This window comes from Thalassospira profundimaris (assembly GCF_003326675.1).
GTDB classification, from domain to species: domain Bacteria; phylum Pseudomonadota; class Alphaproteobacteria; order Rhodospirillales; family Thalassospiraceae; genus Thalassospira; species Thalassospira aquimaris.
Map to the genome: position 1 here is coordinate 331,461 of NZ_JPWF01000003.1, position 26,258 is coordinate 357,718.

General features: G+C 53.7%; 23 protein-coding genes. 12 read left to right on the forward strand and 11 right to left on the reverse strand.

Annotated elements, in window-relative coordinates:
• Nucleotides 1–5: 5 nt before the first annotated feature.
• From TH19_RS06405 to TH19_RS06415, 3 genes are all read right to left on the reverse strand, one after another.
• A complete protein-coding gene (locus TH19_RS06405) occupies nucleotides 6–1,346 on the reverse strand; it encodes an NAD(P)H-dependent oxidoreductase (RefSeq protein WP_114101498.1) in 1,341 nt (446 codons plus the stop codon).
• Between the two features lie 25 nt (nucleotides 1,347–1,371).
• Nucleotides 1,372–2,166 carry a phytanoyl-CoA dioxygenase family protein gene (locus tag TH19_RS06410; protein WP_114101499.1) on the reverse strand — a complete coding sequence of 265 codons (795 nt, stop codon included), beginning with the start codon at nucleotides 2,164–2,166 and terminating at the stop codon, nucleotides 1,372–1,374.
• Nucleotides 2,167–2,230: 64 nt separating this feature from the next.
• Nucleotides 2,231–2,902, reverse strand: coding sequence for a GntR family transcriptional regulator (locus TH19_RS06415; RefSeq protein WP_114101500.1), 672 nt, complete (start codon nucleotides 2,900–2,902; stop codon nucleotides 2,231–2,233).
• A 264-nt stretch (nucleotides 2,903–3,166) separates the two neighbouring features.
• On the opposite strand from TH19_RS06415, the gene TH19_RS06420 reads away from it, so the two are divergent.
• The gene (locus tag TH19_RS06420; protein WP_114101501.1) at nucleotides 3,167–3,991 is read left to right on the forward strand and encodes a carbon-nitrogen hydrolase family protein; all 825 of its coding nucleotides are present in this window, start codon (nucleotides 3,167–3,169) and stop codon (nucleotides 3,989–3,991) included.
• An 81-nt stretch (nucleotides 3,992–4,072) separates the two neighbouring features.
• Here the strand turns inward: TH19_RS06420 and TH19_RS06425 are convergent, their stop codons facing one another.
• Nucleotides 4,073–5,296, reverse strand: a complete 1,224-nt coding sequence (locus tag TH19_RS06425) for a hypothetical protein (protein ID WP_147250721.1) — start codon at nucleotides 5,294–5,296, stop codon at nucleotides 4,073–4,075.
• A gap of 113 nt (nucleotides 5,297–5,409) precedes the next feature.
• Nucleotides 5,410–5,811 (reverse strand): VOC family protein, encoded by a 402-nt coding sequence (locus TH19_RS06430; RefSeq protein WP_114101503.1) that lies wholly within the window; start codon nucleotides 5,809–5,811, stop codon nucleotides 5,410–5,412.
• Nucleotides 5,812–6,041: 230 nt separating this feature from the next.
• Here TH19_RS06430 and TH19_RS06435 point away from each other — a divergent pair, with 230 nt between their 5' ends.
• On the forward strand, nucleotides 6,042–6,581 hold the full coding sequence (locus TH19_RS06435; RefSeq protein ID WP_114101504.1) for a YHS domain-containing (seleno)protein: 540 nt from the start codon (nucleotides 6,042–6,044) through the stop codon (nucleotides 6,579–6,581).
• 75 nt (nucleotides 6,582–6,656) lie between these two features.
• Here TH19_RS06435 and TH19_RS06440 read toward each other — a convergent pair whose 3' ends face one another.
• From TH19_RS06440 to TH19_RS06460, 5 genes are all read right to left on the reverse strand, one after another.
• Entirely contained in the window at nucleotides 6,657–7,973 is a 1,317-nt protein-coding gene (locus TH19_RS06440) for an FtsX-like permease family protein (RefSeq protein WP_181846331.1), read from the reverse strand.
• A 44-nt stretch (nucleotides 7,974–8,017) separates the two neighbouring features.
• Entirely contained in the window at nucleotides 8,018–8,773 is a 756-nt protein-coding gene (locus tag TH19_RS06445; protein WP_181846332.1) for an ABC transporter ATP-binding protein, read from the reverse strand.
• Nucleotides 8,727–9,167 carry a hypothetical protein gene (locus tag TH19_RS06450; RefSeq protein WP_114101559.1) on the reverse strand — a complete coding sequence of 147 codons (441 nt, stop codon included), beginning with the start codon at nucleotides 9,165–9,167 and terminating at the stop codon, nucleotides 8,727–8,729. The genes TH19_RS06445 and TH19_RS06450 overlap by 47 nt, the downstream gene beginning before the upstream one ends.
• Before the next feature lie 74 nt (nucleotides 9,168–9,241).
• Complete coding sequence (locus TH19_RS06455) at nucleotides 9,242–10,735, reverse strand: alkaline phosphatase (RefSeq protein WP_114101507.1); 1,494 nt, start codon at nucleotides 10,733–10,735, stop codon at nucleotides 9,242–9,244.
• A gap of 383 nt (nucleotides 10,736–11,118) precedes the next feature.
• Nucleotides 11,119–11,640, reverse strand: coding sequence for a class I SAM-dependent methyltransferase (locus TH19_RS06460; RefSeq protein ID WP_114101508.1), 522 nt, complete (start codon nucleotides 11,638–11,640; stop codon nucleotides 11,119–11,121).
• Between the two features lie 116 nt (nucleotides 11,641–11,756).
• Between TH19_RS06460 and TH19_RS06465 the strand changes: the two genes are divergently transcribed.
• Nucleotides 11,757–12,191: a DUF1178 family protein gene (locus TH19_RS06465; protein ID WP_114101509.1), complete on the forward strand. Its 435-nt coding sequence runs from the start codon at nucleotides 11,757–11,759 to the stop codon at nucleotides 12,189–12,191.
• 334 nt (nucleotides 12,192–12,525) lie between these two features.
• The gene (locus TH19_RS06470; RefSeq protein WP_114101510.1) at nucleotides 12,526–13,953 is read left to right on the forward strand and encodes a GGDEF domain-containing protein; all 1,428 of its coding nucleotides are present in this window, start codon (nucleotides 12,526–12,528) and stop codon (nucleotides 13,951–13,953) included.
• Here the strand turns inward: TH19_RS06470 and ubiG are convergent.
• Nucleotides 13,950–14,714, reverse strand: a complete 765-nt coding sequence (gene ubiG / locus TH19_RS06475) for a bifunctional 2-polyprenyl-6-hydroxyphenol methylase/3-demethylubiquinol 3-O-methyltransferase UbiG (RefSeq protein ID WP_114101511.1) — start codon at nucleotides 14,712–14,714, stop codon at nucleotides 13,950–13,952. The two genes, TH19_RS06470 and ubiG, sit on opposite strands and share 4 nt — an antisense overlap.
• A 426-nt stretch (nucleotides 14,715–15,140) precedes the next feature.
• Between ubiG and TH19_RS06480 the strand changes: the two genes are divergently transcribed.
• The 8 genes from TH19_RS06480 (at nucleotide 15,141) to prfA (ending at nucleotide 26,258) form a co-directional block, all read left to right on the forward strand.
• The gene (locus TH19_RS06480; RefSeq protein WP_114101512.1) at nucleotides 15,141–16,361 is read left to right on the forward strand and encodes an aspartate kinase; all 1,221 of its coding nucleotides are present in this window, start codon (nucleotides 15,141–15,143) and stop codon (nucleotides 16,359–16,361) included.
• A gap of 150 nt (nucleotides 16,362–16,511) precedes the next feature.
• Nucleotides 16,512–17,540 carry an NAD(P)H-dependent flavin oxidoreductase gene (locus tag TH19_RS06485; protein ID WP_114101513.1) on the forward strand — a complete coding sequence of 343 codons (1,029 nt, stop codon included), beginning with the start codon at nucleotides 16,512–16,514 and terminating at the stop codon, nucleotides 17,538–17,540.
• Between the two features lie 5 nt (nucleotides 17,541–17,545).
• Nucleotides 17,546–19,828 (forward strand): phosphoenolpyruvate--protein phosphotransferase, encoded by a 2,283-nt coding sequence (ptsP, locus tag TH19_RS06490; RefSeq protein ID WP_114101514.1) that lies wholly within the window; start codon nucleotides 17,546–17,548, stop codon nucleotides 19,826–19,828.
• A 96-nt stretch (nucleotides 19,829–19,924) separates the two neighbouring features.
• Nucleotides 19,925–21,151, forward strand: coding sequence for a helix-turn-helix domain-containing protein (locus TH19_RS06495; RefSeq protein ID WP_114101560.1), 1,227 nt, complete (start codon nucleotides 19,925–19,927; stop codon nucleotides 21,149–21,151).
• Between the two features lie 179 nt (nucleotides 21,152–21,330).
• Nucleotides 21,331–22,455, forward strand: coding sequence for a flavodoxin-dependent (E)-4-hydroxy-3-methylbut-2-enyl-diphosphate synthase (ispG, locus tag TH19_RS06500; protein WP_114101515.1), 1,125 nt, complete (start codon nucleotides 21,331–21,333; stop codon nucleotides 22,453–22,455).
• A gap of 128 nt (nucleotides 22,456–22,583) precedes the next feature.
• Nucleotides 22,584–23,825 carry a histidine--tRNA ligase gene (hisS, locus tag TH19_RS06505; RefSeq protein WP_114101516.1) on the forward strand — a complete coding sequence of 414 codons (1,242 nt, stop codon included), beginning with the start codon at nucleotides 22,584–22,586 and terminating at the stop codon, nucleotides 23,823–23,825.
• 7 nt (nucleotides 23,826–23,832) lie between these two features.
• Nucleotides 23,833–25,179 (forward strand): glutamyl-tRNA reductase, encoded by a 1,347-nt coding sequence (hemA, locus tag TH19_RS06510; protein ID WP_114101517.1) that lies wholly within the window; start codon nucleotides 23,833–23,835, stop codon nucleotides 25,177–25,179.
• On the forward strand, nucleotides 25,176–26,258 hold the full coding sequence (gene prfA, locus TH19_RS06515; RefSeq protein ID WP_114101518.1) for a peptide chain release factor 1: 1,083 nt from the start codon (nucleotides 25,176–25,178) through the stop codon (nucleotides 26,256–26,258). The genes hemA and prfA overlap by 4 nt, the downstream gene beginning before the upstream one ends.

Consider the following 26,258-nt stretch of genomic DNA (forward strand, 5'->3'; position numbering starts at 1 on the left):
TTCTGTTATCCGCCAAACGTGGCTTCCATTTCCTTGCGGAATGCAATTGCCGGGTCCTTGGCATCAAATTCGACATCATCCCATGTCAGGGTTTGATCCATCGCGACCGGGCGTTTGATTTTAAGATGATGGGCAAGGCCAATCGGCAGGGCATTGCGTGCGCGCGATGTGCTTGCCGGGGCCAGTTTGCCATAAACGGTATAACCGCCTTCCCCATCGAGCATTTCACCGGGTTTAAGATCGCGCTTGGCAGTGGCAACCGCATCGCCCGACCAGGCGCGTGATGTGCCGGTTGCCTCGTGACGCAAGGCCGCCGATGCCACCGAAATGCCCAGTTCCAGCCCGATCAGGTGATAGGGCTTATACATGGTTGAATATTGTCCGCTTGGATCGGTCAAAAGACCATATTCGTTAAAGCAACGTGCGACATAGTCGCTGGGTGCTTCGAAGGTGACGTAAACGCCCCAGCGCAGGTCGCGAAAGACCGGGCGTGTGTCACGTTCAAGACTTGAAACAACCTCGACCGTGCCTTTGCGATCAAGGATGCCGCCACTTTCACGCGGGCAAAGCAAACGGGGAAGATCATCGACCCCGCAGGCCGGGAATTGCAATCCGCAATCTTGGGGCACAAGATCACAGGCATTGGAAACAGCGGCCATTTCAATGGCGGATTTGGTGCCATCAAGGAAGCTGTTGAAAATTTGCGGGTTCATGCCGCCTGCCTGTGCCTGCTCTGGCGTCAGACCATAGTGATGCCAGACATCATCAGGTGTGACATGGTGATAGATCGGAAGATATTTGGTGCCCTTGCCGGCACACGTTACCGGCAGGCCGATGGCACGTGCCCAATCGACCATTTCCGAAATCAGGGCAGGCTGATCGCCATAGGCCATGGAATAGACAAGACCGGCGGCCTCGGCCCGCTTGGCAAGAAGCGGACCGGCAAGAACGTCGGCCTCGACATTGACCATGACGATATGGCGACCATATTCGATGGCCTTTAGCGCAAAGCGAATACCCGCCGACGGGCTTCCGGTTGCATCAATGATGACTTCCAGTCCATCAGCCGCAATCAGGGCATCGGCATCCTCGGTGATCCAGGTGGTGCGGTTTTTATACGCACTTGCCGGATCGGTTGCCGAAAACCGGTCGTCGGACCAGCCAACGCGGCGCAGGGCCGCCTTGGCGCGGTCGATGCTCAGATCGGCAATGCCCAGAACGTGATAGCCCGGGTGATGACCGGCCTGACTAAGAAACATTGATCCGAATTTACCGGCACCGATGATGCCAACCCGAACCGGATTGCCATCATCAGCACGCTTGCGCAGTTTTGCATCGAGATTCATTTAACTTCACTTCTCTGGTGGGCTGTTACGCGGCGGATCGCTTGGCGACCAGTTCTTCAAGGCAGCTATCCGCAAGCGGTTCAATCGGTGTGAAATCGCGATGCGCGATCCACGGTTTACGATTGAATGCCCGGATATGGTTCGAAACGGCGCACAGGCTGAGATAGACAATCGTGCGGTCAAACGGGCTGATATTGGGCGGGCTGGCATGGACCAGATTGCCGTGGAACATCACAACCGATCCTGCCGGACCAATCGGCGCTTCGCAACCGCCTTCGGCGGCAAGTTTGCTGACGGTTTCACGATCAAGCGTCCAAAGCGGATAGGACGTGGTTTCAAGATCATGTCCGGCCTGAAGCACACCTGCTTTATGGCTTTTGGGAATAAAAAGAAGCGGGCCGTTGGCCGGGGTCACATCTTCGAGGAACAGGGCAATGTTAAAGGCACGCGGTTCGGGCATTTCATCATCGCGTTGCCATGTGCCGTAATCCTGATGCCATTGCCAGACAGCGCCATCAAAGGCGGCCTTGGCGTTGATCTTGTACTGATGCATGTAAACCTGTTCTTCAAGATACTGAACAACCGGTTCAATCAGGCGGGGATGCGCGCCAAGACGGCGGTGGGCTTCGTTATAGGTATGTGCGGCAAAGGCGGTTCGGGCGACGCCGGATTTTTCACGCCAGACCTCTTCGCGGTCGGATGCGTAAATTTGTTTGGCTTCGGATAACAGCAGGGCGGCTTCTTCGCGTGAAAAAAGTTCAGGCAAAAAAACAAAGCCATCCTCGCGAAATTTCGCGAGTTCGTTCTCACTGAGTTTCATGACGTTTCCTCCGCGCCGCACATTCTTGTTTTTTATGTTGCGGCCTGATGCCCGTATCGGGCGGTTAATTGGTTTGGTGATCGGTTTCCTTCATCTTCGAAATCAGGCGAATCTTTGCATTGCGTGTATGCTTGTTCGCCAGCATTTGGGCACGGTCACCATCGCCGGCGCAAATTGCGTCGGCGATGGCTTCATGTTCCGTCCAGACCGGATCACGGGATGCTCCGGTCTCCAGATAGGCATGCATCACGCGCCGCATTTGCAACCATACGGCCGCTGATGCTTCGGGCAAAAGGGGGTTGCCCGAAAGACGGTAGATCGTTTGATGAAATGCGACGTCGGCTGCAACAAGTTCTGCGGTGTCGCCGCTGCCCAGGGCGTGGTTTCCCTGTGTGATGGCAGCCCGCAAAGCCGATTCCCGGTCGGAGGCCATGGAATGTGCGGCAAGACGGGCGGCGAGCCCGTCAAACGCTTCTCGCAGGTCATAAACGTGACGGACCAAATCGGCATCAACGGCAGCAACGCGGTAACCGCGCCGCCCCATCGGTTCGACCAGTCCGTCACGACGCAGCAGCCCCAGAGCTTGCAACACGGGTTGCCGCGAGACATTGAGTTCCTCAGCCAGCGCTTCCTGACGCAAAGGTGTCCCGGGAGGGAGAGCACCGGAACACAAGGCATCAACCAGGCGGTCATGCACTTCGTCAGTCAGACTTTTACGACCGGAAAGAGGTTCCATCTTCAATCCTTCTTAGGTGTACGGAATACTGTATACACTAATTTCAACCAAGGGAAGGTGTAAGTTCGTCTGCTGACTCTGTTTGGTTGTGCGAAGGGGTGGTTGATGTGCAAGAAGTCCCGATTTTCCAAGGGATTGCGCGGAAAAGAGCAGGCGTGACTGACTTCACAGTGATGCGGGGCGCGCGCTATTCGAATTGCGTATTGTCGTAACACCTGGGCGGGGCCATCATAAGTATGACAACGATAAAAAGGAGAATGCATCATGACCCGTTTCATTGCTGCCTGTGTTCAGGTCAATTCCCAGGACGCCATGTCCGATAACCTTGCGCGTGCGGCGACCTATGCACGTGATGCCCATGCGGCAGGTGCCCGGTTGATCGCATTTCCCGAAAATGTATCGATGATGTCTTTTGGTGGCGAAAATGTCCGTGCGGCGGCCTTTCCGGAAGGTGATCATCCCGGTCTTGTCTTTTTCTGTGATCTGGCCACGGAACTTCAATCAACCCTGATTGTCGGATCACTGCATGTAAAGGTCGAGGGCGAAGACCGGGTGGCAAACCGGTGCTTTGTGATTGGTCCCGATGGCAAGGTGATCACGTCTTATGACAAGATTCACATGTTTGATGTCGATCTTGCCAATGGTGAAAGTTACCGCGAAAGCAAAACATTCCGTCCCGGCGACACTGCCAAACTTGCGGAGACCGAATTCGGCAAGGTCGGTGTTTCAGTCTGTTATGACGTGCGGTTCCCGCATCTGTTTCGGGATTATGCCAAGGCCGGGGCAAAGATCCTTAGCATCCCGGCGGCCTTTACCCGAACGACCGGGCAGGCACACTGGCATACGCTTTTGAAATCGCGGGCGATTGAAAATGGCTGCTTTGTCATTGCCGCTGCGCAGTGTGGCGATCATCCGGGCGGACGTCAGACATTCGGCCATTCCCTGATCATTGATCCGTGGGGCGAAGTTCTGGCCGATGGCGGGACCGATCCCGGCTTTATCACGGCCGAGATCGATCTTGATCGGGTGGATGAAATCCGGCGCATGGTGCCATCCCTGCAAAATGGCCAGACCTATAAGTCATACTGATGACTGCTCACGTGACCGTGTATTGATAACTATCCATGTCAGGCTAGTTCTGACTTAGAGTGGTCGACTTTGCCATCTTGGTTACCTTTGAACATGGTTTCTGTACCCCTTTCTAGCGTCGATAAGAGATCGTTCTGAAACGGTGAAAGGAGTTCGTGTCTCTCTAGCGAGAAACTCTAGGAAACTTTCTTGTATTATTTTCGTCTGACCCACGTAAATTTTAAAATCTTCAGGTATGCTTGTGATTCTGGGGTTTACGATTATTAACTTTTTGTTCGATGATTTTGATATCCACTCACGGAACGTTTGGTTGATGTGGGTATCTCCAAACCCATATCCAATCACAAATAGTTCATCTACGTAGCCCAGATGCCTTTTAAAAAGTGGAAGTATTTCGCTTGGGATGCTCTGTGAAGCTCTGTCTTCAAATTTGTGCATTCCAGTTAGCACAGAGCGCCTCAAAAATTGGAGGGTCTTTTGATCGTCAAAGAATGCTATTTCGTTGGTGCATTTAAAATCAGGTATAGTTGCTATCAGTAGATTAATTTCACGTAATAGAGAAATAATATGTCTGTAATTTGTGCATTCATCAAAGTTTATTTTTAGATATTTCTTATTGTCGTCATAAAGAAAAATATCTAAAGCGCCATGAATCTTGAATAAATTTATTCCTCTATCGTTGATGTTATTCATAAAATTTAGTGGTTCTTGATGAAATTTGTCACAGTTAAATTCATCGAATTTTATTCGAGAATGGTTTTTATATTCATTTTGAATTAGTGGGATGCTCATTCCCCTGTTATAAAATCCTGTTTTGTATGTTATGTTGTAGTGGCTTGCCAATATCTCGATGTTTAGATCGTGGTTGGAAGTAAAAATCCAAAATGGGTAATCAACATCTAAAAATTTTTGGAATCTGTAATAAAGATCTAGCGTGTTTTTTATGTATTTTTCATTTTTTACTTGTCGGAAAATTAGTAAAATCGATACTAGCTCGACTAACCAACTACGCATGTGATGGAGGTCTTGAAACAGGTCCTTATTGTTGTGAGTGCGACCTATTTCGACCTCAAGTGCGCCGATAATCTGTTCGTAATGTAGTTCTGAATTTGTAAGGAGTTTGGAAGTAATCTCAATTGTTTGATTCTTCCTTCCCTCACCACACTTTTTCCAGTGTTCATTGAGATCGTTCAACTTATTCGGAGTGAGCCAATCACGAATTTCGTTGGTGATATCCCATACTAGTGGAAGGCCAAAATCATAGGATGCTCCTGCTCCGAGAAACATCCCTCTCCAATTTTTCATTTGTTGAATCTTGGTTGTTAGCTTTCTAAGCATGCTAGCATAGATGTAACTGACGCTGAACAAACGATTCTTTGCGACTGTAGTAAGTAGGGTTGTGTGCTGTATCGAAGTGGTCAGCGATAACTGACCACTTCAAATTCAATGTTATCGGCATCGCGGAAATAAAACCGGCGACCGGGTTCATAGTCGGCGTGGTTATGGGTGTTGAAACCCGATGCCTTGATCTTTTCTTCGGTCGCGTCAAGGTCATCGACCACTACAGCAATATGGTTCAGGCCGCCCCGGGTTTGATAGGAAACATCGCTGGCCGCGTTGGCACCTTTGTTACCGTCAGTTTTGCCCGGGGAGTAAAGGGCGACATAACTTGACGTTCCCCCGACATGATAGGTTTGGCCTTCATAGATCGACGGACCTTTCCAGCGCACTTCCCAGCCAAACCAGTCATACAGGTGTTGCGCGGTCTTTGCCGGATCAGAAACAGTAAAATTGACGTGTTCCAGGATTGCTTCACTCATGGCGTTTCCCTTTCGGTTTTCCGGGGTTTGTCTGTGTTACTCCTTGTTGGTAATTCCTTAACTAAGGTTTAGGTCAATAGATAAATCACAATGAAATATATCAATAAATATCCTTGATGGTTTCGATGCTCACACGTCCTCACGAAACAGTGTCGCAACGTCATTTCGAATTTTGACTGCTTCGGTTCACGATTGGGCATCAAGGAAACCCAAGCGGAGAATATGTTGCGATGATTAAACAGTTTCTGGCCGGAACGGCCATGCTTGTTGCCCTGTCTGGTGCCGCAGCGGCCGGCGAGCAATATGTCGATGAAACCGGCTTTGCGATCAGCGGATATGACGCGGTGGCCTATTTCAATCTGCCCCAGACAAATGATGGCATGATGCAGCCCCATGCCGTACCGGGGCGCACTGAATTCACGACCGAGTATAATGGTGCAAAATGGGCCTTTGCGACGGCTGAAAACCGCGACATGTTCCTGGCTGATCCGACGAAATATGCGCCCAAATATGACGGTCACTGTGCATATGGTGTTGCCAAGGGCGCAAAGGTCCCGGCCAACCCGAACCTGTGGCGGATTGTTGATGGCAGTCTTTATCTGAACATCACCCCCGAAGTTGCCGAAACATGGAACGGTGACATTGCCGATTATATCATGGATGCGAATGATGAATGGTCGGACCTTGAACCCAAATCGGCTTCAGATGACAGCTGGATGGGGATGAGTGACAATGACGGCACATATGATATGGCCGCTCCGATCATGTAAATCCGAGCCCCTGAGGTAAACAAAACACCCCGGCAGATGGTTCTGGCCGGGGTGTTTTCGTTGAGGATTTCGGGACTAGGAACTTCGCAATGCTGCGACCACCGGACGCCGATAAAGCATAAAGGCCGGAACCGTTGCCAAAACCAGTCCGATCACAACAAAGCCGCCTGCCAGCATCAATTCGGATGATCCAAGCGATGCCTGCATTGCCATCCCGGTTTCGGCGGTAAAGATGCGTGAAACCGATTGCGCGACCATCCAGCCAAGGCCAAGTCCGCAAATTGCGCCGGTCACCACCAGCAGGGAGACATAGCTCCAGATTGCGGAAAAGACATAGCTTCTTGGCGCACCAAGAGCACGCAGCACGGCAAATTGTTTGCGATAGAGCTGCATCAAGGCCAGCACTGCTGCCAAAATGGCGGCGACGACCAATGCCTGTGATCCAAGTGCCATTGCCCGCATGACCGATCCGGCATTGCCCAACAGGCGATACATTTCCACCAGAACCTCGGCCGGGAAGAAGGCTGTGGAATGATCGGTGCGATAGTCGGATCGAAGGGTATAGGCCGCCGCAACTGATTTGGGGCGCACCACAATGGCGGGAACACCGGGCAATTCATCAAGATCAAATGGCGGGCCGATGCGTATCACGTGATGATGGTCATCATGATCGTGTGCATGTTCATGTTCATCTTCGTCGTGATCCGCCGCGTGATCGTGATCATGATTGTCATCGTGGTGGGCGTCGGCCTCATCGTGTTCATGATCGTCATGCGCTTCGTTGGCGTCATGATCATGTTCATCACCGGCAAGTTCATGATGCCCGGTCGGCAGGGCATGAAGATCCCAGACCTGTTCGACGGCAACAATGATGGCGCTGTCCCATGGGGTGCCGGTGGGCTGCATTTTGCCAACTACATGAAGTTCCGCACCGTGATGGTGATCAAGAACGTCTTCCGGGCCATGGCCGTGGCTGGGTTCAAATTCATCGCCAATGGCAAGGGGAACGGCGGCACCGATGACGGCCTGTTCGATGGTTTTAAAGACATGTCCGCTGGCAAGGCCGCCCGACAGATATGTCACAAATTGCGGGGTTGATCCGACGATTGAATGCCCCTTCCAGCTATCACCAAAGGCAAGCGGGGCGGCAATCTCGACGCGGGGATCATCAAACAGCTTTCCCCAATGTGGTCCATCAAGAAGATTGATCGCGCTATGTTGCAGGAAGATCGAATTCATGACGATTTCGGTCTGGCTTCCGGGGGCGGCGATCAGGATGTCAAACTTATCAGCCGCCTGTGCGCTGCCCTGACGCAGTGCACGTTCCTGTGCCGTCAGGCCGACACCGATGGCAACCGCGACCGCGATCAAAAGAACAAACAAAATGTTCATGATCCAGTGGCGTCGAAGACTGGCCATTACAATCGGAAACGGATTCATGCAATGCCTGCCTTTGCCTTGATGTTAGCGCTATCATCAATCAGTGCGCCCTTGTCAAAGCGCAACACACGCGCACAGCGATCAATTACATCCATATCGTGGCTGACGGTGATGATGGTGCGGTTTGGACCGGCGAGTGAGAACAGGATATCGGTTGCGGTTTTTGATGCTGCGTCATCAAGGCTTGCGGTTGGTTCATCGGCCAGAATGATCGGCGGATCAAATAGCAGGGCACGGGCAATAGCCACACGTTGCTGTTCACCACGTGACAGGTCAGATGTGCTTTTACGTGCGAGTGGTACGCCAACCTGATCAAGAAGGTCGTGGGCGCGTTTGCGGGTGGCTGCATCAATGCGCCAGCCGACAAAACTTGCCGGGATCAGAACGTTTTCAAGCGGGCTGACCTCGTCAATCAGGTGGAAATCCTGAAACACAAAACCGATGGAATCGCGCCGCCAGCGATCTGTCGCGCCTTCGCCAAAGGTTGTGATATCCGTGCCATCCCAAATGATCTTGCCGTGGCTTGGCTTCAAAAGGCCGCTGATCAGATAAAGCAGGCTGGATTTTCCCGAACCTGACGGGCCAGAGATGCCGACGGTTTCACCGTGGTCAATCGCAAGGTTGCCGATCTGCAAAACAGGATGGGTGTCTTTGCCATATTGCAGGCTGAGTTCCCTGATTTCCAGAAGGGGCAAACCTTTGGGCTCAGAGGATTTCGAACTGGGCATCGACAAGTCGGACAAGGCTGACAAAACCGGTTTCCTCATCTTTGGCTTCACCGAGCTCGAGAATGCCGGTGGTCATGATTGGTCGATTAAAGGCGACGGCATCAACGATTTTACTGGTGCGGACAAACACGATGTCGCTGGGCCAGTCCGCAGATGTTTCGCAGAACGGGCAGACGGCCATCGGGCGCTGTGTCAGAACGAAAAACGATGCGTCGGCCTTAAGTGGCGGCGCCATAAAGCCGGGGACATTGATGACTTCGCGCGAGGCGGCAAAGGATTTTGCCTGATCGGAAAATTCGGCCTGTGTTTTGTAAAGGTCGCGAATTTTGATCTTTTCGCGGGCAAATGCCGGCTTGGCGAATACCAGCCCAAGGGTGGCAGATGCGCCAGCGATGAAAGTGCGGCGTCCGATACGCATGCGGTCGTCTCCGTAAAACAGAAGTACCGGCCGCAGCGAACTGCGACCGGTCAAGATGCTGATCAGGGGATGGCTTATTTGGAAGCCATGCGGTCCTGAATTTTCGAGGCATGTGCCATGACGTGGTAGATGAAGTTCTGTTCAACCACACCCTTGAACAGGTGCGACCACGGACCGGCAGCAAAGATGGCAACGTCGTCACCCGCGTGGGTTTCGCTGCTCATCGGGACAAGTGCCTGCTGAAGGTAATCAATGTCGGTGGTGTCAACATTGGTCAGGTCAGCACGAACTTCGTCTTTCAGCGCACCCGGGCCGTTCATGTAGCCAAGGGTGGTGTAAGGTTTGCCATCATCACCTTTTTCTTCGGACAGGCCGAGGATCGGGTTGCCGCGGCTTGCATAACCGGAAATGGTCATGGTGTGCGCGTGGTCGGCGGTAACAATGATCAGGGTGTCGTTCAGGTTAACTTTACCCATGGCGGCCTTGACGGCATCGTTCAGAGCAACGGTGTCTTCAAGCGCACGGGCAGCATTGCCATCGTGGTGGGCGTGGTCGATACGACCTGCTTCAACCATCAGGAAGAAGCCCTTGTCGTTGTTGCCAAGGATATCGATGGCTTTTTCGGTCATTTCGGCAAGCGACGGTTCGCCAGCTGCGTCTTTGGCACGATCTGCTTCGTATTCCATGTGCGAACGGTCAAACAGGCCAAGAACCTTTTTGGTTTTCGCCGGGTCAAGCTTGTCGAACTGTTCCTGGTTCCAGATATATTCTGCACCGGCACCAGCTGCCTTTACCCATTCTTTCGGAAGATCGCGACCGTCAGAGCGCTGGCCCATTTTGCCCTTGTCTTCCGGGTCTTCCATGGTTTTGTCCATGAACATGCGACGACCGCCGCCCATGGCGACTTCGAAGCCGTCACCGCCTTCTTTCCATTCGATCATCTGAAGGGCGATGTCCTTGCAGCCGCCTGCCTTTGCTTCTTCGGTCAGGTCGCTGTCGCTTTCCCAGTTACGGTCGGCGGTATGCACATAGTTGGCAGCCGGGGTTGCGTGGGTCAGGCGTGCGGTCGAAATCCAGCCGGTCGACATGCCTTTTTCTTCGGCCTGTGCTGCGATGCTGATCAGCGGATTGGCTTTCTGTGCTTCGCAATCACGACGGGCAACGTCCTTGGAAACGCCGATGGTGCCGTTATTAAGCTTAACGCCGGTAACCATTGCCGATGCGGTCGGTGCGGAGTCCGCGATCTGTGCATCATGGGTATAGGTTTTCGAAAGTGCGACGTTCGGGAACTGACCGAAAACCAGGCTGTTGCTTTCGCCATCTACACCGCGCTTCTGACCTTCGAAGATGCGAGCAGCGGTAACGGTCGGGATGCTCATGCCATCACCAACGAACAGGATGATGTTTTTCGCACGGTTGGTGTTGTCCTGTTCCATCAGCTTCTGCTGAAGGGTCTGCTGTGCAGCAAGGAAATAGGAATCGTTGGCCTGCGGAAGCTGATCTGCCGCATAAGCAACGTTTGCGCACATGGCACCTGCCAGCGCGGAAGCCACAAGAAGGCGTTTCATTTCGATAGTCTCCCTTATCGAATAATATGTTCGCTGTTATCTGCCAAACAGCGAATGCGGCGGGAGTCTAGTGTCTGTGAAAGGCGCTTTCGTGAAGCAAATATGATTGATCTGTTACAACGTTCAGATGAACCGTTTTATGCGGATTCCCATGCAGTCCCGGTTCATTTCGTTTGGGAAGACCGGATTGCCCGGTTGCGGTGTAATTCTATTTAAGTAATTGTTTTTATAATGTATTTTTTGAATTTCTGTTCGAGCGTGGAATCTACAAATAACCGACTTGTCGATCCACGATTCCGAAAGAGGCAGATGTTCACTTGAATGCCGATATCGCCGGATCGAACATCGAATTCCTAGCAATCCGTCCGGGAAATTTCGGCTGCTTATGGTTTGTGCGCGACAATTGCTTGTCGGACGGATGCGGGCTTTCCTGTTTCAGGATCCGTGACCGGGCCTTGCTGATATGCGGTGATTTGCCAGTCTGCAAACAGCGCGTTCAATTCGTTTTCATGCAAAAGAAAGTCGGGTGATCGCGGCCGACCATAGATTTCATTTCCGACCATGAATGTCTGATAGATCAGGGTTCCGCCGGAGCGGGTTGCATTACGCAAGTCATCAAACAACGGACGATACAGGTAATTGACCACTACGATCAGATCAAATTGCTGATCGCCCAGCGGCCAATGTCCGGCTTCAAGATCGGCTTCCTGCCAGGTAATGGTCGATCCTGTATCGGTGTCTGTGCGTGACAGGTCACGATCAATGGCTGTGACATCCCAACCCTGTGTGGCCAGCCAGAAACTGTGCCGTCCTGTGCCGCAGGCAAGATCAAGGGCACGGTTTGATCCGGGGGTCGGGGCAGGGCAGTGCTGTGTGATCCAGTTCGACGGCAATTGGGATGACATTTTTATAAATCTTGTTTATTGAAGGTTTCGCACGTGTCTGGCGGATTGCGTCAGTTCACGCCATATTACAGATAACTTCTTGTTCTGCGACACATTCGGTTTCCACAAGTACCATCATGATTCTATTTCAGCTTAAATGCGAACATGATCACGAATTCGAAGGCTGGTTTAAAGACGGGGCAACCTATGACGCCCAGGCCGCCAGTGGTGATCTGTCTTGCCCGGTTTGTGGAACTTCCAGTGTGGGCAAGGCCCTGATGGCACCGCGTTTGCGGACATCGCGCCAAAAGGAAGTGGCCGCTGAAAAGCAGCAACAAAAAGCCATCGTCGAGGCAACCAAAGCCGCCATTGCCGAAATCCGCAAACAGGTCGAAACCAATTGCGAACATGTCGGCAGTAAATTTGCCGAGGAAGCCCGCAAAATCCATTACGGCGAAGCCAAGAAGCGCGGCATTTACGGCGAGGCCTCCGTCAAGGAAACGGCTGAACTGGTTGAAGAGGGCATTGATGTCCATGCCTTGCCTTGGGATGACCAAAAGAAAAAGAACTGACCCCCGGTTTGGGCATTGCAGCCAGACCGGATTTGCCTTTTACATCTATTCTTCAATCATGATTTTCTAAAACCCGTGCCTGCGGGGTGTGGAAATCCGGGATTTTCCAAACAGATTTGTAATGGCCGGATGGCCGGAGCCGTTGAAAAGCGGTGTGTCGTTATTATTTAAATTTTAGAAGACTATTCAAAAGTGGTGGTTGGGCGATTTGGTATAGGTTTGGAGGGCATGATTTGATCATGGCCGTTGATGTATCGCCTCAACCCGTGCGTCGATCCGCAATATTGCGCGTGACTGGATTACTCGGGGCTGCGACGAATACCGGGGAATCAAAGTGACGTCACGTACCGCAATTGTTGATTATGTGCCCTATGTGCTGGGGGCAATCGGCGTCGGGACCCTGGTCTTTGTCGCTGCATTGTTTGGTATCCTGACACGGCCCGAAGGTTTGCTTGCGGTATTGTGGCCTGCGAATGCCTTGTTGCTGGCGGCATTTGTGCGTGTTCCGGCCATGAATACACCGGTCGGCTGGATTGCTGCATTTGGCGGCTATATGATGGCCGATATTTTGACCGGCAGCGACGTTAACAAGGCGGCTTGGCTTACACTTGCCAATATGGCCGGTGTTGCTGTGGGCCTTTTGCTGATCAGCAAACTTGATCCCGAAGACCGTAACCTTCGCCGACCAACGGCGGTGCTTTATCTCTGCCTGACAAGTGCTGCGGCGGCGGTCGGGTCCGGCCTGATGGGCATCGCTGTGGCGATCATTGTCTTCCATTCCGATCCGTTGATGGCATTCGTATTCTGGGCCAGCACCGAGTTTTCCAACTACGTGATTATCCTTCCGTTTGCGATGACTGTTTCGCGCTGGCCGGACTTGCTGAAAGGCTGGCGGGCGCTTGCGCTGCGTGTGCAGCTTGACTGGAAAGTGCTGCTTGGGGCGATGCCCGCACTTTCACTGGCCTTCAGTTTGGTGATGGTCTCGTTCGTCAGTGGACCCGGCGCAATTGTTTTTCCGGTGCCTGCACTTTTGTGGTGTGCGCTTAGTTACCGACTGAGTGTCGTCGCAACTTTGATCACAATGCTGTCGCTTTGGCTGATGGTCGAGCTGGAACTTCATCTGTTGGCCACCCTTCCCAAAGGGGCTGATCCGTATTCGGGTGTGATATCGACCAGGCTGGGTATTGCGATGCTTGCGCTTGGGCCTTTGACGGTTGCATCGATTGATCGCGCGCGGTCAGCCCTTGTCGAGCGTCTCGATCATGCGGCAAACCACGATTATCTGACGGGCCTTCTGTCTCGCGGGGCGTTTATGCCACTTGGGCAGGAGATGATTGATCAGGTTGCCGCCCGCAAAGGCCGGTTGACCGTGATGGTGATGGACCTTGATCACTTCAAGGAAATCAATGACAGCCACGGGCACGCAACCGGCGACCGGATTTTGGTGGAAGTTGCAAAGGTCATTCAACGCAGTTTGCGCGGTACCGATCTGTTTGCCCGTCTTGGCGGTGAAGAATTTGCTGTCCTTGTCCCCGATATTGCCAAGGTTGATGCCCAAGGGTTGGCACAGCGTATTCGCAAGGCTGTCGAACAGGCCAGTATTTCAACAGCCAATGACGTGCCGATCCATACGACCGTCAGTATTGGTCTGCTCTGCCGGGAACCTGATCAGGCCGTAACAGTCGACAGCCTTCTGAACGAAGCTGATCGTGCAATGTACGAAGCCAAGGAAAACGGGCGTAACCGCGTGGTCGAACGTTAAGCTGCTGCCGGTTTGCGCGCAATGACCATGTAATTGACATCAAGGTCACGCGGGGCGGGATACCATTTGTCATTGATCGGGTTATAGGCAACCCCGGTGATATCGGTCATTTCCAGACCGGCACCGCGCAAATAGACCGACATTTCCGACGGTTTGACAAATTTGCGCCAGTCATGGGTGCCCGCAGGCAACCAGCGCAGAATATATTCAGCGCCGATTTTGGCCAGTGCCAGTGACTTGATCGTGCGGTTAAGGGTCGCCACAAACATAAGGCCACCCGGTTTAAGCACCGAGGCACAAGCCTGCATGAAGAATTGCGGGTCATCGACATGTTCGATGACTTCCATATTCAGAACGATATCAAACTGCTTGCCCTCATCGGCCAGCATTTCCGGCGTGCAGCAGCGGTAATCAATTTCAAGACCGGATTGCGCAGCATGGACCTTGGCAACTTCGATGTTGTTTTCAGCCGCATCGATCGAGGTCATTTTTGCGCCCATGCGTGCCAGCGGTTCGGACAGCAGGCCTGCGCCACATCCGATGTCGATGATTTCGATACCCTTAAGCGGTTCGACCTGATTGGGATCGCGATCAAGATGGGCGCAGATATTGTCACGCAGAAGCTGCAAGCGCACCGGGTTGAAGCGGTGCAGGGGCTTCATCACGCCATTCGGGTCCCACCATTTTTCTGCCATTGCGGAAAAGCGTGCAATTTCCTCGGCATTGGCAGTGCGGCTGGTTTTGGCGGATGCGTCCGACATGGCGTGGCTCCAAAGGCATGAAATCAGTTCTGTATCTGTAGTGCCCTGTTTACGCGGCCCGGATCGGCAAGGCAATACTCAGCTGTCAAAAGCATCGGGGCTTTCGGGTGCCAAGCAAAGCGGTCGGTGGTGGGGGCCTTGCATGGCGGGTATGGGTTGTCAGGGTTTTTGGGTAAAATTCGCACGATATTTCGTTGATTTTGCCCGTCGGGTATCATTCGGGACATATTTGGCCGATAAAAATTGCATCGACGCAATTTATCGGCTGCGTTGATGCTTGTTTCGCGATGATTATGGAAGTATTGATAACGCCGCCCGGATCAGGAGAAGCGCCGACATACTGGCATAGCACCTTTGATCGGGGACCGGATCACATACCGTCACGTTCGGATCGCCGATGGACGGAGAGCATAGCGGGGATACTTCATGGCCCGTATTGTCATGAAATTTGGCGGCACTTCGGTCGCTGATGTTGATAAAATCAAGAATGTAGCACGTCGGGTCAAGGCCGAGGTGGATGCAGGCAATCAGGTTGCTGTTGTTGTTTCCGCCATGTCGGGCAAGACCAATGAGCTGGTCGGCTGGGCACAGGAAGTCTCGCCGATGTATGATGCACGTGAATATGACGTCATCGTATCGTCGGGTGAACAGGTTACTGTCGGTCTTCTGGCGATGGCATTGCAAAGCATGGACGTGCCGGCACGTTCCTGGCTTGGCTGGCAGATTCCGATCAAGACCGATGGCGCACATGCCAAGGCCCGTATCAAGGAAATCGATACCACCGAACTCGACAAACGCCTGAATGGCGGAGAAGTCGTTTGCGTGGCAGGTTTCCAGGGGATTGCACCTGATAACCGGATCACCACGCTTGGTCGTGGTGGTTCCGATACGTCTGCTGTGGCCCTTGCCGCTGCACTGAACGCAGATCGTTGCGACATCTATACCGATGTTGAAGGTGTTTACACCACCGATCCGCGCATCGTGCCCAAGGCCAAGAAGATCGAAAAGATTACGTACGAAGAAATGTTGGAACTGGCTTCGCTGGGTGCGAAGGTCCTGCAAACCCGTTCGGTAGAGATGGCCATGAACCATCGCGTCCGGGTACAGGTCCGTTCGACCTTTAGTGAAGCAGAAGGAACACTTGTTGTAGACGAGGACGAAATCGTGGAACAGGAAGTCGTCAGCGGAATTGCCTATAGCCGTGACGAAGCCAAGATCACCTTGGTTAAAGTCTCTGATAAGCCGGGTATTGCCGCTTCTATCTTCAGCCCGCTGGCTGATGCGAATATCAACGTCGATATGATCGTGCAGAACGTCTCTGAAGACGGCAAAAGCACGGACATGACCTTTACCGTTCCGCGTGGTGAATTCCAGCGTGCGCTTCAGGTTATCGAGAAAAACAAAGACAAGATTGCCTATCAGGAACTTCTGAGCACCTCTGATGTGACCAAAGTGTCGATTATTGGTGTTGGCATGCGTTCCCACGTCGGCGTTGCGCGTAAAATGTTTGAAACCCTTGCTGAAAAGGGCATCAACATTCAGGTCATCTCGACTTCGGAAATCAAGGTCAGTGTTCTGATCGCCGAAGAATATACCGAGCTTGCAGTTCGTGCCCTGCACACTGCTTACGGTCTTGATGACGAATAATTCGACAGGGCCTACGCTTTTGCGTGATTAAGCCACTGTTAAATTACGTGTAATACTACATACTAGCTGGAACGAAGTGTTTCGGCCGTTGTGATGAAATGGCAGGGGACCTCGCGTTCCCTGCATTTCTGCTTTGGGGTACAGACAAAAATGAGCGATCCGAAATTCGACGCAGCACGCGCGCGCCTTGAAAAATTGTGGGCAGCGGGCAAGGAATTCCTTGGAACCGACTATGCCATCTTGGCGGGCGCAATGTCGTGGGTGTCTGAACGTCACCTTGTTTCGGCCGTCTCTAATGCTGGTGGTTTTGGCGTGATTGCCTGCGGGTCGATGACCCCGGATTTGCTTTCTGCCGAGATTGCGGCAACCAAGGAACTGACCAAAAAGCCGTTTGGCGTCAATCTGATCACCATGCATCCGCAGCTTGATGATTTGATTGAAGTCTGCCGCGAACATAATGTTGGTCACGTTGTTCTGGCTGGCGGTTTGCCGTCATCAGCCTCGATCAAGCAGGCCAAGGAATTTTCCAAGGTTGTCTGCTTTGCCCCGGCGCTGGTTCTGGCCAAAAAGCTGATCCGTTCGGGTGCCGATGCGCTTGTGATTGAAGGCAGCGAAGCAGGCGGTCATATCGGTCCGGTATCCCTGACCGTACTGGTTCAGGAAATCCTTCCTGAAATTTCCGACATTCCGGTTTTCTGTGCCGGTGGTATCGGGCGAGGCGAAGCGATTACCGGTTTGCTTGAACAGGGGGCTGCCGGTGTTCAGATTGGTACACGTCTGGTTTGCGCCGAAGAATGCATTGCTCATCCTGATTTCAAAAAGGCCTTCATCCGTGCAAGCGCACGTGATGCGGTGACGACTGTACAGCTTGATGACCGTTTCCCGGTTATTCCTGTACGCGCCCTTGCCAACAAGGGAACCGAAGAATTCCGCGAAACCCAACGAAAAGTGATTGAAAAATTCCGCGCGGGTGAGCTGGATCAAGGCGCAGCACAGCTCGAAATTGAACATTTCTGGGCGGGTGCATTGCGCCGTGCTGTCATCGATGGTGACGTCGAAGGCGGATCGGTTATGGCAGGGCAGTCGGTTGGTATGGTAAAGAAAGAACAACCGGTTACAGAAATTCTGCAAGAGTTGGTCGAACAGGCCGTTCAATCCCTGATTAAGAGAGACAACTAAGCCAAATGAGCATTCCCTCCGCCGCAGTCTCAGGTCCGCGACGCCTTTTAAAGCGCGTCCGAGACGTTATGGCTGGGCCGGGGACTGCCGAGGAGCGCCTTGGACAGATCGTGACCATCATTGCCGCCGATATGGTGGCAGAGGTGTGCTCGGTCTATGTCATGCGCGCGGGCGAGGTGCTTGAGCTGTTTGCGACATGTGGTCTGTCCAAAGAGGCCGTCCACATGACGCGTCTGCGTGTCGGCGAGGGGATTGTCGGTTTTGTTGCCGCACATGCGCGCCCGCTTAATCTTAAAGACGCACAGGGTCATCCCAACTTTGCCTATCGTCCTGAAACGGGCGAGGAAATCTATCATTCCATGATCGGTGTGCCGATCCTGCGTGGCGGCCGTATTATTGGCGTTTTGGCCGTGCAGAACCGGACCGAGCGCCTGTATTCGGAAGACGAACAGGAAGCGCTTGAAAACGTTGCCATGGTGCTGGCCGAAATGGTTGCTGGTGGCGAGTTGGTCAGCCGCGAGGAATTGCTTCCGACCGACGGGATTGCGCTTTTGCCCTTGCGTCTTGGCGGTGCGCGTTTGGCGCCCGGTATTGGCAAGGGTCTTGCGGTTCTGCATGAACCGCGCATCGTCATTGACCGCATGGTTGCCGAAGACCCGGAAGAAGAACTGGCGCGTCTGCGAGAAGCCATGCGCGGTCTTCAAAACCATCTTGATAAGATGCTTGAAGCGGTGTCGGGGATTGATGGCCTGGACGAGGCCGATGATCCGGGTGACATCCTTGAAGCATATCGGATGATTGCCCAGGATACCGGGTGGCTTAACCGTATTACCGAGGCTGTCCATACCGGCCTTACCGCCGAGGCCGCGGTTCAGAAAGTGCATGACGATACGCGTGCGCGCATGGCGCAGGTGTCTGACCCGTATCTTCGCGAACGACTGCATGATCTTGAAGATCTGGCCAACCGGTTGTTGCAACACCTTTCGGGGCAGTATCAGTCACCGGCATTTGGCGATCTGCCTGATGATATCATTCTGGTGGCACGCAATATCGGCCCGGCAGAGCTTCTTGACTACGATCATACCCGTTTGCGTGGTCTGGCACTTGAAGAAGGGTCGCATACGTCGCACGTGGCGATTGTTGCGCGCGCACTTGATATTCCGGTGCTTGGCGGGGTCAAGGGTGTCCTTGACAAGGTCGAGGGCGGCGATCCCCTGATCGTTGACGCAGACAATGCCCAGTTGTTTGTGCGCCCGACCGAAGATGTTCGGGCCGTAATTGATGGCGCATTGAAAGCGCGCGCAGAACGCAAGGCACTTTATGCGCAGATGCGCGATATGCCGGCACGGACGACTGATGGTGCGGATATCTCGCTTAATGTGAATGCCGGTCTTTTGATCGACGTTCCGCATGTTGTGGAAAGCGGTGCCGACGGCATCGGGCTTTATCGCACGGAAATTCCGTTCATGGTGCGATCCGCGATGCCCGACATTACCGATCAGACGCGTCTTTATGATCGTATTTTCGAACAGGCCGAAGGCCGACCTGTTGTATTCCGTACCCTTGATGTTGGCGGTGACAAATTGCTGCCTTATTGGGAGGATATGACAGAAGAGAACCCGGCGATGGGGTGGCGGTCGATCCGTATCACGCTGGATCGCCCGGCGGTGCTTGTGCATCAGTTGCGCGCATTGATCCGGGCCAGCCATGATCGTGATCTTTACGTCATGTTCCCGATGATCGCCGAGGTCGCAGAGTTTGATCAGGCCAAAGAGGTTCTTGATCAGCAGCTTAAACGTGAAGCTGCGCGCGGTTTTGTACCGCGCAAGGTTGAAGTCGGCGCGATGCTTGAAGTTCCTGCCTTGATCTGGCAGGCCCCGGCATTGCTTGAACGGGTGGATTTCCTGTCCGTTGGAACCAACGACCTTTTGCAGTTCATGTTTGCCGCGGATCGTGGAAATCCGCGGATTGAAGGAAGATATGACACCCTGTCCCCGAGTGTATTTGCATTTATGCGGCAGTTGGTGACATTGTGTGATCAGCGGAATGTCCGCCTGACCATTTGTGGTGAAATGGCCGGGCGACCGCTTGAGGCGATGGCTCTCATCGGCTTGGGAATCAAGCGTTTATCGATGGCGCCTGCTTCTGTCGGTCCCGTAAAGGAGATGGTCAGAAGCATGTGCAAGGCAGAAGTGGAACAATACGTTCTGTCTATTATGGGCAGTTCGACCAGATCTTTGCGTTCGCGTCTTAAGGCTTTCGCAATAGATCATGGTGTAAAACTTTAAAAAATATCGCTTTTGGCGGGGCAATCTGCTATTTTTATTGCTAGATCGTAACGTGGGGGTGCGGAGTTGGCGATCAAAAAGCGAAAGGAAGATCATTTGGGTGAAGATTCCCGTGAACGCCTGCGTTTCAGGCCTTTGTCCGGGGACAAGCCATCAAATGATGTTGTGATGGACGCAGAGAATAATCAGTTCGGCGGTAGTTACGCCGAAGTCGGCAGCCTTCTTCGGGCGAGCCGTATTGGATTGGGGCAATCCGTCGAAGACGTTTGCCGTATGCTCCGTATTCGCAAAATTTACATCGAAGCCATCGAAAACAGCGACTATTCGGTTCTGCCGAATGGGCCGTATGGTCTTGGCTTCGTCAAGGCATATGCCGAACATCTGGGGCTGGACGGGGCAGAAATGACCCGGCGCTTCCGCGAGGAAAGCAATGCACCGGCTGTTCGCAGTGAATTGTCCTTCCCTAAACCGGTTCAGGAAAGCCGTGTTCCGGGTGGTGCTGTTCTGCTGATTGCTGTGATGCTGGGCCTTGGGGCCTATGGCGGTTGGTATTATTTGTCGAGCCAGGGCAAAACCATTGCTGATCTGGTCGACCCGTTGCCGGAACGTCTGGCAAGCTATTCGACCATGGCAACCGAGCCGTCCGAGCCGCGCAATCTGGAAAATGCTGCCGAGGCACAGGCAGCAGAGGCAGAAATGCCTGCTGCGGCACCAATGGCAAGCGAACCTGAAGCAAGTGCATCTGACGAGGCACCGGTGGCCGTCGCCCCGACCGGGGAAGTTGCCGCACAGGAACCGGTTGTTGAACCGCAAGCTGCGCCGACTGCAGAAGTTGCAGAAGCCCCGGCAGAAAATGCTGCGCCGGTCGTAACGGAAACCGCAGAAGCCACGCCTGTTGCGCCCGCACCGGCACCAGTTCAGGAACAGCCTGCTGCGGCACCAGTTGCACCTGCACCTGCTGCCCCGGCCGCAGAAGTCGCATCAATCCCGGCCGCGCCGGAAGTTGATGATGCCGGTGGTGCCCGTGTGTTTGGTTCGGTCAATGTGGATAGTCGTGTAACGATTTCGGCGGTTGAAACCAGCTGGGTTCGTATCCGCGAGGCCGACGGCAATGTACTTTTGACCCGTATGCTGACGGCTGGCGATACCTATAAGGTGCCGAATCGTGATGGTTTGAAGCTGGAAGTCGGTAATGCCGGTGCGCTGACCTATAGCATCGATGGTGCCGAGGCCAAGCCGGTTGGCAATTATGGTGCGGTGATTTCGGACTTCTCGCTTGATGTGAGTGATCTGACACAGGCCGAACAGCCGACGGTTCAGTAACTTTTCTGCCACGCAACTGGCACATAACTGTGATTGAATGATCAAGGCGGCCCAACGGGTCGCCTTTTTCGTGTCAGATATGCAAATTCCGGCTGAAATTCTGTCAGGCAACGGTTTCTAATCTGTGCTTGATAAGCTATATACTCCCCCAAGACATCTTGAACATTTTGGAACCGGAAATGAGCGTCCGCCCATATCGCGATATTGAACGCCGCCAAAGCCGCAAAATCCGTGTTGGTAATGTGGAAGTTGGTGGAGATGCGCCGATCTCGGTGCAGTCGATGACCAACACCCTGACCACCGATGTGAACGCGACCGTTGCGCAGATCCATCGTCTGGAAGAGGCGGGGGCGGATATCGTGCGTGTATCCTGTCCGGATCAGGAATCAACCGCGGCCCTGAAAGACATCATCAAGCAGGTGCATGTCCCGATCGTTGCCGATATCCATTTCCATTACAAACGTGCAATCGAGGCCGCCGAAGCCGGTGCTGCCTGCCTGCGCATCAATCCGGGTAATATCGGATCGACTGACCGTGTGCGCGAAGTGGTCAAGGCGGCCAAGGACCATGGCTGTTCGATGCGTATTGGTGTGAATGCCGGATCGCTCGAAAAGGAACTTCTGGAACGGTACGGCGAACCATGCCCGGAAGCGATGGTCGAAAGTGCATTGAACCATGCCAAAATCCTTGAGGATCAGGATTTCCGCGAGTTCAAAATCTCGGTCAAGGCATCGGACGTGTTTCTGGCTGTTGCGGCCTATTACGGACTTGCCGAGGCATGCGACTATCCGCTGCATCTTGGCATTACCGAGGCCGGTGGTCTTCGCGGTGGTACGGTGAAATCGTCCATCGGTATGGGCAACCTTCTGTGGGCCGGGATTGGTGATACGCTTCGTGTGTCGCTGTCGGCTGATCCGGTTGAAGAAATCCATGTCGGTTTTGATATTCTGAAATCGCTTGGTCTTCGGACCCGTGGCGTTCAGATCATTTCCTGTCCGTCCTGCGCGCGTCAGGGCTTTAACGTCGTTGATACAGTGGCAGAGCTTGAAAAGCGTCTTGCCCATATCTCGACCCCGATTTCGCTGTCGATCATTGGCTGTATCGTCAATGGTCCGGGGGAGGCCCGTGAAACCGATATCGGTCTGACCGGCGGCGGTGGCGGTAATCACAAAATGTATATTTCCGGCCGTCCGGATCACAATATCAGCACCGAAAAGATGGTCGACCATATCGTCGAACTCGTCGAAGAACGTGCTGCCAAGATCGAAGCCGAAGAAGCAGCAAAACAAACCGCAGCGGAATAGCAACGCTGTATTGATCAATTTTGGCTTTCCGCCACACCGGCGGAAAGCTATTTTCATGTTCGCATGAATTTGCGCCTGTATGGTTTTCGCGCAAATATCTGGAATTCAAGTTAGATCGGAGACCCAAAGTGGCATCGCTTCAACCCGTCCGTGGTACGCACGACCTTCTGCCGGAACAGAACCGTCTGCAAGATTACATCGCGAATACTGCACGCGAAATCGGCGAGTTGTATGGCTACCATCGCATGACCACGCCGATCTTTGAATTCACCGACGTTTTCGCCCGTACCCTTGGCGATACATCCGATGTCGTGACCAAGGAAATGTATACGTTCGAAGATCGCGGCGGCGAACAGATCACGCTGCGCCCCGAAGGAACCGCGGGTATTGCGCGTGCCTATATCTCCAATGGCATGCAGCAGATGTCCCCGGTCAAGGTCAGCTATTATGGCCCGATGTTCCGTTATGAGCGTCCGCAAAAAGGCCGTCAGCGCCAGTTCCACCAGATTGGTGCCGAACTTCTTGGCGTTGAACAGGTTGCCGGCGATATCGAGATGATTGGTTACGGCGCCCACATCCTTAAGGCGCTGGGTCTTTGGGATGACATCACGCTGGAACTCAATACCCTTGGCGATCCGGAAAGCCGTGCGGCATATCGCGACGTTCTGGTCGATTACTTCAAGGGCCATTTTGACAAGCTGTCGGAAGACAGCCGTGCGCGTCTGGAAAAGAACCCGCTGCGTATCCTTGATTCCAAGGATGAAGGCGACCGTGAACTGGTGGCGAATGCCCCATTGTTCTCGGATTACCTGAACGAGCACAGCCAGGAATTCTTCAAGGGCCTGACCAATGGCCTTGGTGATATCGGAATCAATTATCAGTTGAACCCGCGTCTGGTGCGTGGTCTGGATTACTATTGCCATACCTGTTTCGAATTCACCACGAACACCCTTGGCGCGCAGGGCACGGTGATGGCCGGTGGCCGTTATGATGGTCTGATTTCGACCATGGGTGGTCCGCAGACCGCCGGTGTTGGCTGGGCAGCTGGTGTTGAACGTCTTGCCCTTATGGTTGGCGAAGCCCCGGCTGGCGCACGTCCGGTTGCCCTGATCCCGATGGGTGAAGCAGCCGAAGCCAAATGTCGGACCCTTGCCCAGACCCTTCGCGAAGCAGGCATTGCAGTCGAGCTTGGCTATTCCGGCAATATGAAAAAACGCATGAAACGTGCGGACAAAGCCAATGCCGGTCAGGCCGTTATCCTTGGTGATGACGAACTGGCCAAAGGTGTTGCCCAACTGCGTGACCTTGACAGTGGCGAGCAGCAGGAAGTTGCGCTTGATCAGCTTGCGGATGTAATCGGCAAAAAGTGAGATCGGTGTGACAGACGGAACCACGCATGAGGATGCCGGGGATTGGCCGCTTGATCGCCTGATGGTGATCGGCACCAATCATCGGCGTTCCAGCGAGGATACCCGTGACCGTCTGTTTATTGACGAAGCCCGCTTGCCACAATTCCTGTCGGCCATTGAACAGGCGCGGCTGGGGCAGGCGGTCGTCGTATCGACCTGCAACCGCACCGAAGTTCATTTGCTGGCAACCGAGGCCGAGCGTGGCCGCGAACGTCTGATTGATCTGATGTCGCTTTGGGGCGATATCGACCGCGATCAACTGGCAAGCGAACTTTATATCCGGTCTGGTCGCGATGCTTTGCGCCATATGTTTGCAGTGGCTGCATCGCTTGACAGTTTGGTGATTGGCGAACCCGAAGTTTTCGGTCAGGTCAAGGATGCCCATCGGATTGCGCGCAAGCATGATCTGGTTGGACGTGAACTGGAACTTGTTTATCAGACCGCCTATGCGATTTCCAAAAAGGTCAGAAGCCAGACCGGGATCGGGCAGGGGGCGGTTTCGATTGCGGCGGCGGCCCAATCGGTTGCCCGTGACCTTCACGGGGATCTGAAGGATTGCACGCTTTTGCTGGCCGGTGCCGGGGATATGGGTGAGTTGATCGCCGCATCTCTTGCCGAACGCGGCATTGGGCGCATTCTGGTAACAGATCGTTTGACCGCAAGGGCACGGCTTGTTGCCAGAAGGCTTGATTGCCACTGGTCGGAAATGGACGACCTTGACCGGCTGTTGGCCGAGGCGGACCTGGTTCTGACTGCGGGTGGGTCGCGGCGCTATATGATCGACAAGGATCGCGCCCTTGCCGCAGTCAAGCGCCGCCGGTTCCGACCGGTTCTGATGATTGATACCGCCGTTCCGGGTGATATTGATCCGCAGGTCGACGAAATTGATGAAGTGTTCTTTTACCGGATCGAGGATCTGGAAAAGATTGCGGCCGAGGGCCGTGGTGGACGTGAAGAAAAGGCTGATGAAGCCTGGGCGCTGATTGAAACCGAACTTGACGGTTTTGTCCGGGACCGGGCACAGCGCGCCGCCGTTCCGGCCATTGCTGATTTGCGCAGGCGGTTCGAAGCCGTGCGTGAAGACGCACTTCGCGAAAGCCACGGGGATGCGGAGAAGGCGACAAGACTTCTGATCAACCGTCTTTTGCATACACCGACACAGGCCTTGAAGGATTTGGCGACGACAACAGATGGTGCAGGCACCGTGGAATGGGTTAAGGCCCAAAAACTGTTGGCGCGTCTTTTTGAACTTGATGATAAATCGCTTGGGCAGAAGAAAGACCCGAACGATCCCGAACAGGAGAATAAAGAGTGAGTTTGGACCTTGGTAAACTCGAAGGCGTTGCGCGCCGGTTCGACGAACTCAATGCGCTTCTTTCCGGTGGCGGGCTTGATGGCGAAGGTTTTGCCAAACTGTCGCGTGAACATGCCGAACTGGCCCCGGTGGTCGAGGCGATTGATGGCTATAAGCGCCTTCTGAGCAATCTTGAAGAAGCCGAAGAAATTCTGGCCGATACATCGGGCGATCGCGAAATGCGCGAGATGGCCGAAATCGAGAAGTATGAAATCCTCGAAAAGCTTCCTGATGCCGAACGCCAGATGAAGCTGTTGCTGATCCCCAAGGACAGCGCGGATACCAAAAACGCCATCCTTGAAATTCGTGCCGGTACCGGCGGCGAGGAAGCGGCCCTGTTTGCAGCCGATCTGTATCGTATGTATCAGCGTTACGCCGAAAGCCGTGGCTGGAAATTCGAACAGATGGATGCCAGTGAAAACGATCTGGGCGGGTTCAAGGAAGTCATCGTCAACGTGTCGGGCACCGATGTGTTTGCGCGCCTGAAATTTGAAAGTGGCGTTCATCGCGTGCAGCGTGTCCCGGTGACCGAGGGGGGCGGACGCATTCATACGTCTGCGGCGACCGTCGCGGTTCTGCCCGAGGCCGAGGAAGTTGATATTCGCATTGATCCCAAGGATCTGCGTATTGATACCTATCGTTCGCAGGGTGCGGGTGGCCAGCACGTTAACACGACCGATAGTGCGGTGCGCATCACCCATATTCCGACCGGTGTTGTCGCCGCCAGCCAGGAAGCAAAGTCGCAGCACAAGAACAAGGAAAAGGCGATGAAGATGCTGCTTTCACGCCTGTATGATCAGGAACGTGAAAGCAAGGACAGCGCGCGTGCCGCCGACCGTAAATCGCAGGTCGGTTCAGGCGATCGTTCGGAGCGTATCCGCACCTATAACTTCCCGCAGGGCCGTGTATCTGATCACCGCATTAACCTGACCCTGTATCGTCTGGATGATTTCATTGCCGGTGGTCCATCGGTTGATGAAATGATTGATGCCCTGATTGCCGAGGAACAGGCACAGAAACTGGCCGAGATCGAAGGGTAA

Coding starts and splice junctions, on each gene's coding strand:
- ptsP (WP_114101514.1), top strand. CDS start 17,546: ATGAGCATTCCCTCCGCCGCAGTCTCAGGTCCGCGACGCCTTTTAAAG.
- TH19_RS06460 (WP_114101508.1), bottom strand. CDS start 11,640: ATGTCATCCCAATTGCCGTCGAACTGGATCACACAGCACTGCCCTGCC.
- ispG (WP_114101515.1), top strand. CDS start 21,331: ATGAGCGTCCGCCCATATCGCGATATTGAACGCCGCCAAAGCCGCAAA.
- TH19_RS06480 (WP_114101512.1), top strand. CDS start 15,141: ATGGCCCGTATTGTCATGAAATTTGGCGGCACTTCGGTCGCTGATGTT.
- TH19_RS06485 (WP_114101513.1), top strand. CDS start 16,512: ATGAGCGATCCGAAATTCGACGCAGCACGCGCGCGCCTTGAAAAATTG.
- TH19_RS06405 (WP_114101498.1), bottom strand. CDS start 1,346: ATGAATCTCGATGCAAAACTGCGCAAGCGTGCTGATGATGGCAATCCG.
- TH19_RS06430 (WP_114101503.1), bottom strand. CDS start 5,811: ATGAGTGAAGCAATCCTGGAACACGTCAATTTTACTGTTTCTGATCCG.
- TH19_RS06440 (WP_181846331.1), bottom strand. CDS start 7,973: ATGAACATTTTGTTTGTTCTTTTGATCGCGGTCGCGGTTGCCATCGGT.
- TH19_RS06420 (WP_114101501.1), top strand. CDS start 3,167: ATGACCCGTTTCATTGCTGCCTGTGTTCAGGTCAATTCCCAGGACGCC.
- TH19_RS06465 (WP_114101509.1), top strand. CDS start 11,757: ATGATTCTATTTCAGCTTAAATGCGAACATGATCACGAATTCGAAGGC.
- TH19_RS06455 (WP_114101507.1), bottom strand. CDS start 10,735: ATGAAACGCCTTCTTGTGGCTTCCGCGCTGGCAGGTGCCATGTGCGCA.
- TH19_RS06415 (WP_114101500.1), bottom strand. CDS start 2,902: ATGGAACCTCTTTCCGGTCGTAAAAGTCTGACTGACGAAGTGCATGAC.
- TH19_RS06450 (WP_114101559.1), bottom strand. CDS start 9,167: ATGCGTATCGGACGCCGCACTTTCATCGCTGGCGCATCTGCCACCCTT.
- TH19_RS06410 (WP_114101499.1), bottom strand. CDS start 2,166: ATGAAACTCAGTGAGAACGAACTCGCGAAATTTCGCGAGGATGGCTTT.
- TH19_RS06425 (WP_147250721.1), bottom strand. CDS start 5,296: ATGAAAAATTGGAGAGGGATGTTTCTCGGAGCAGGAGCATCCTATGAT.
- ubiG (WP_114101511.1), bottom strand. CDS start 14,714: ATGTCGGACGCATCCGCCAAAACCAGCCGCACTGCCAATGCCGAGGAA.
- TH19_RS06435 (WP_114101504.1), top strand. CDS start 6,042: ATGATTAAACAGTTTCTGGCCGGAACGGCCATGCTTGTTGCCCTGTCT.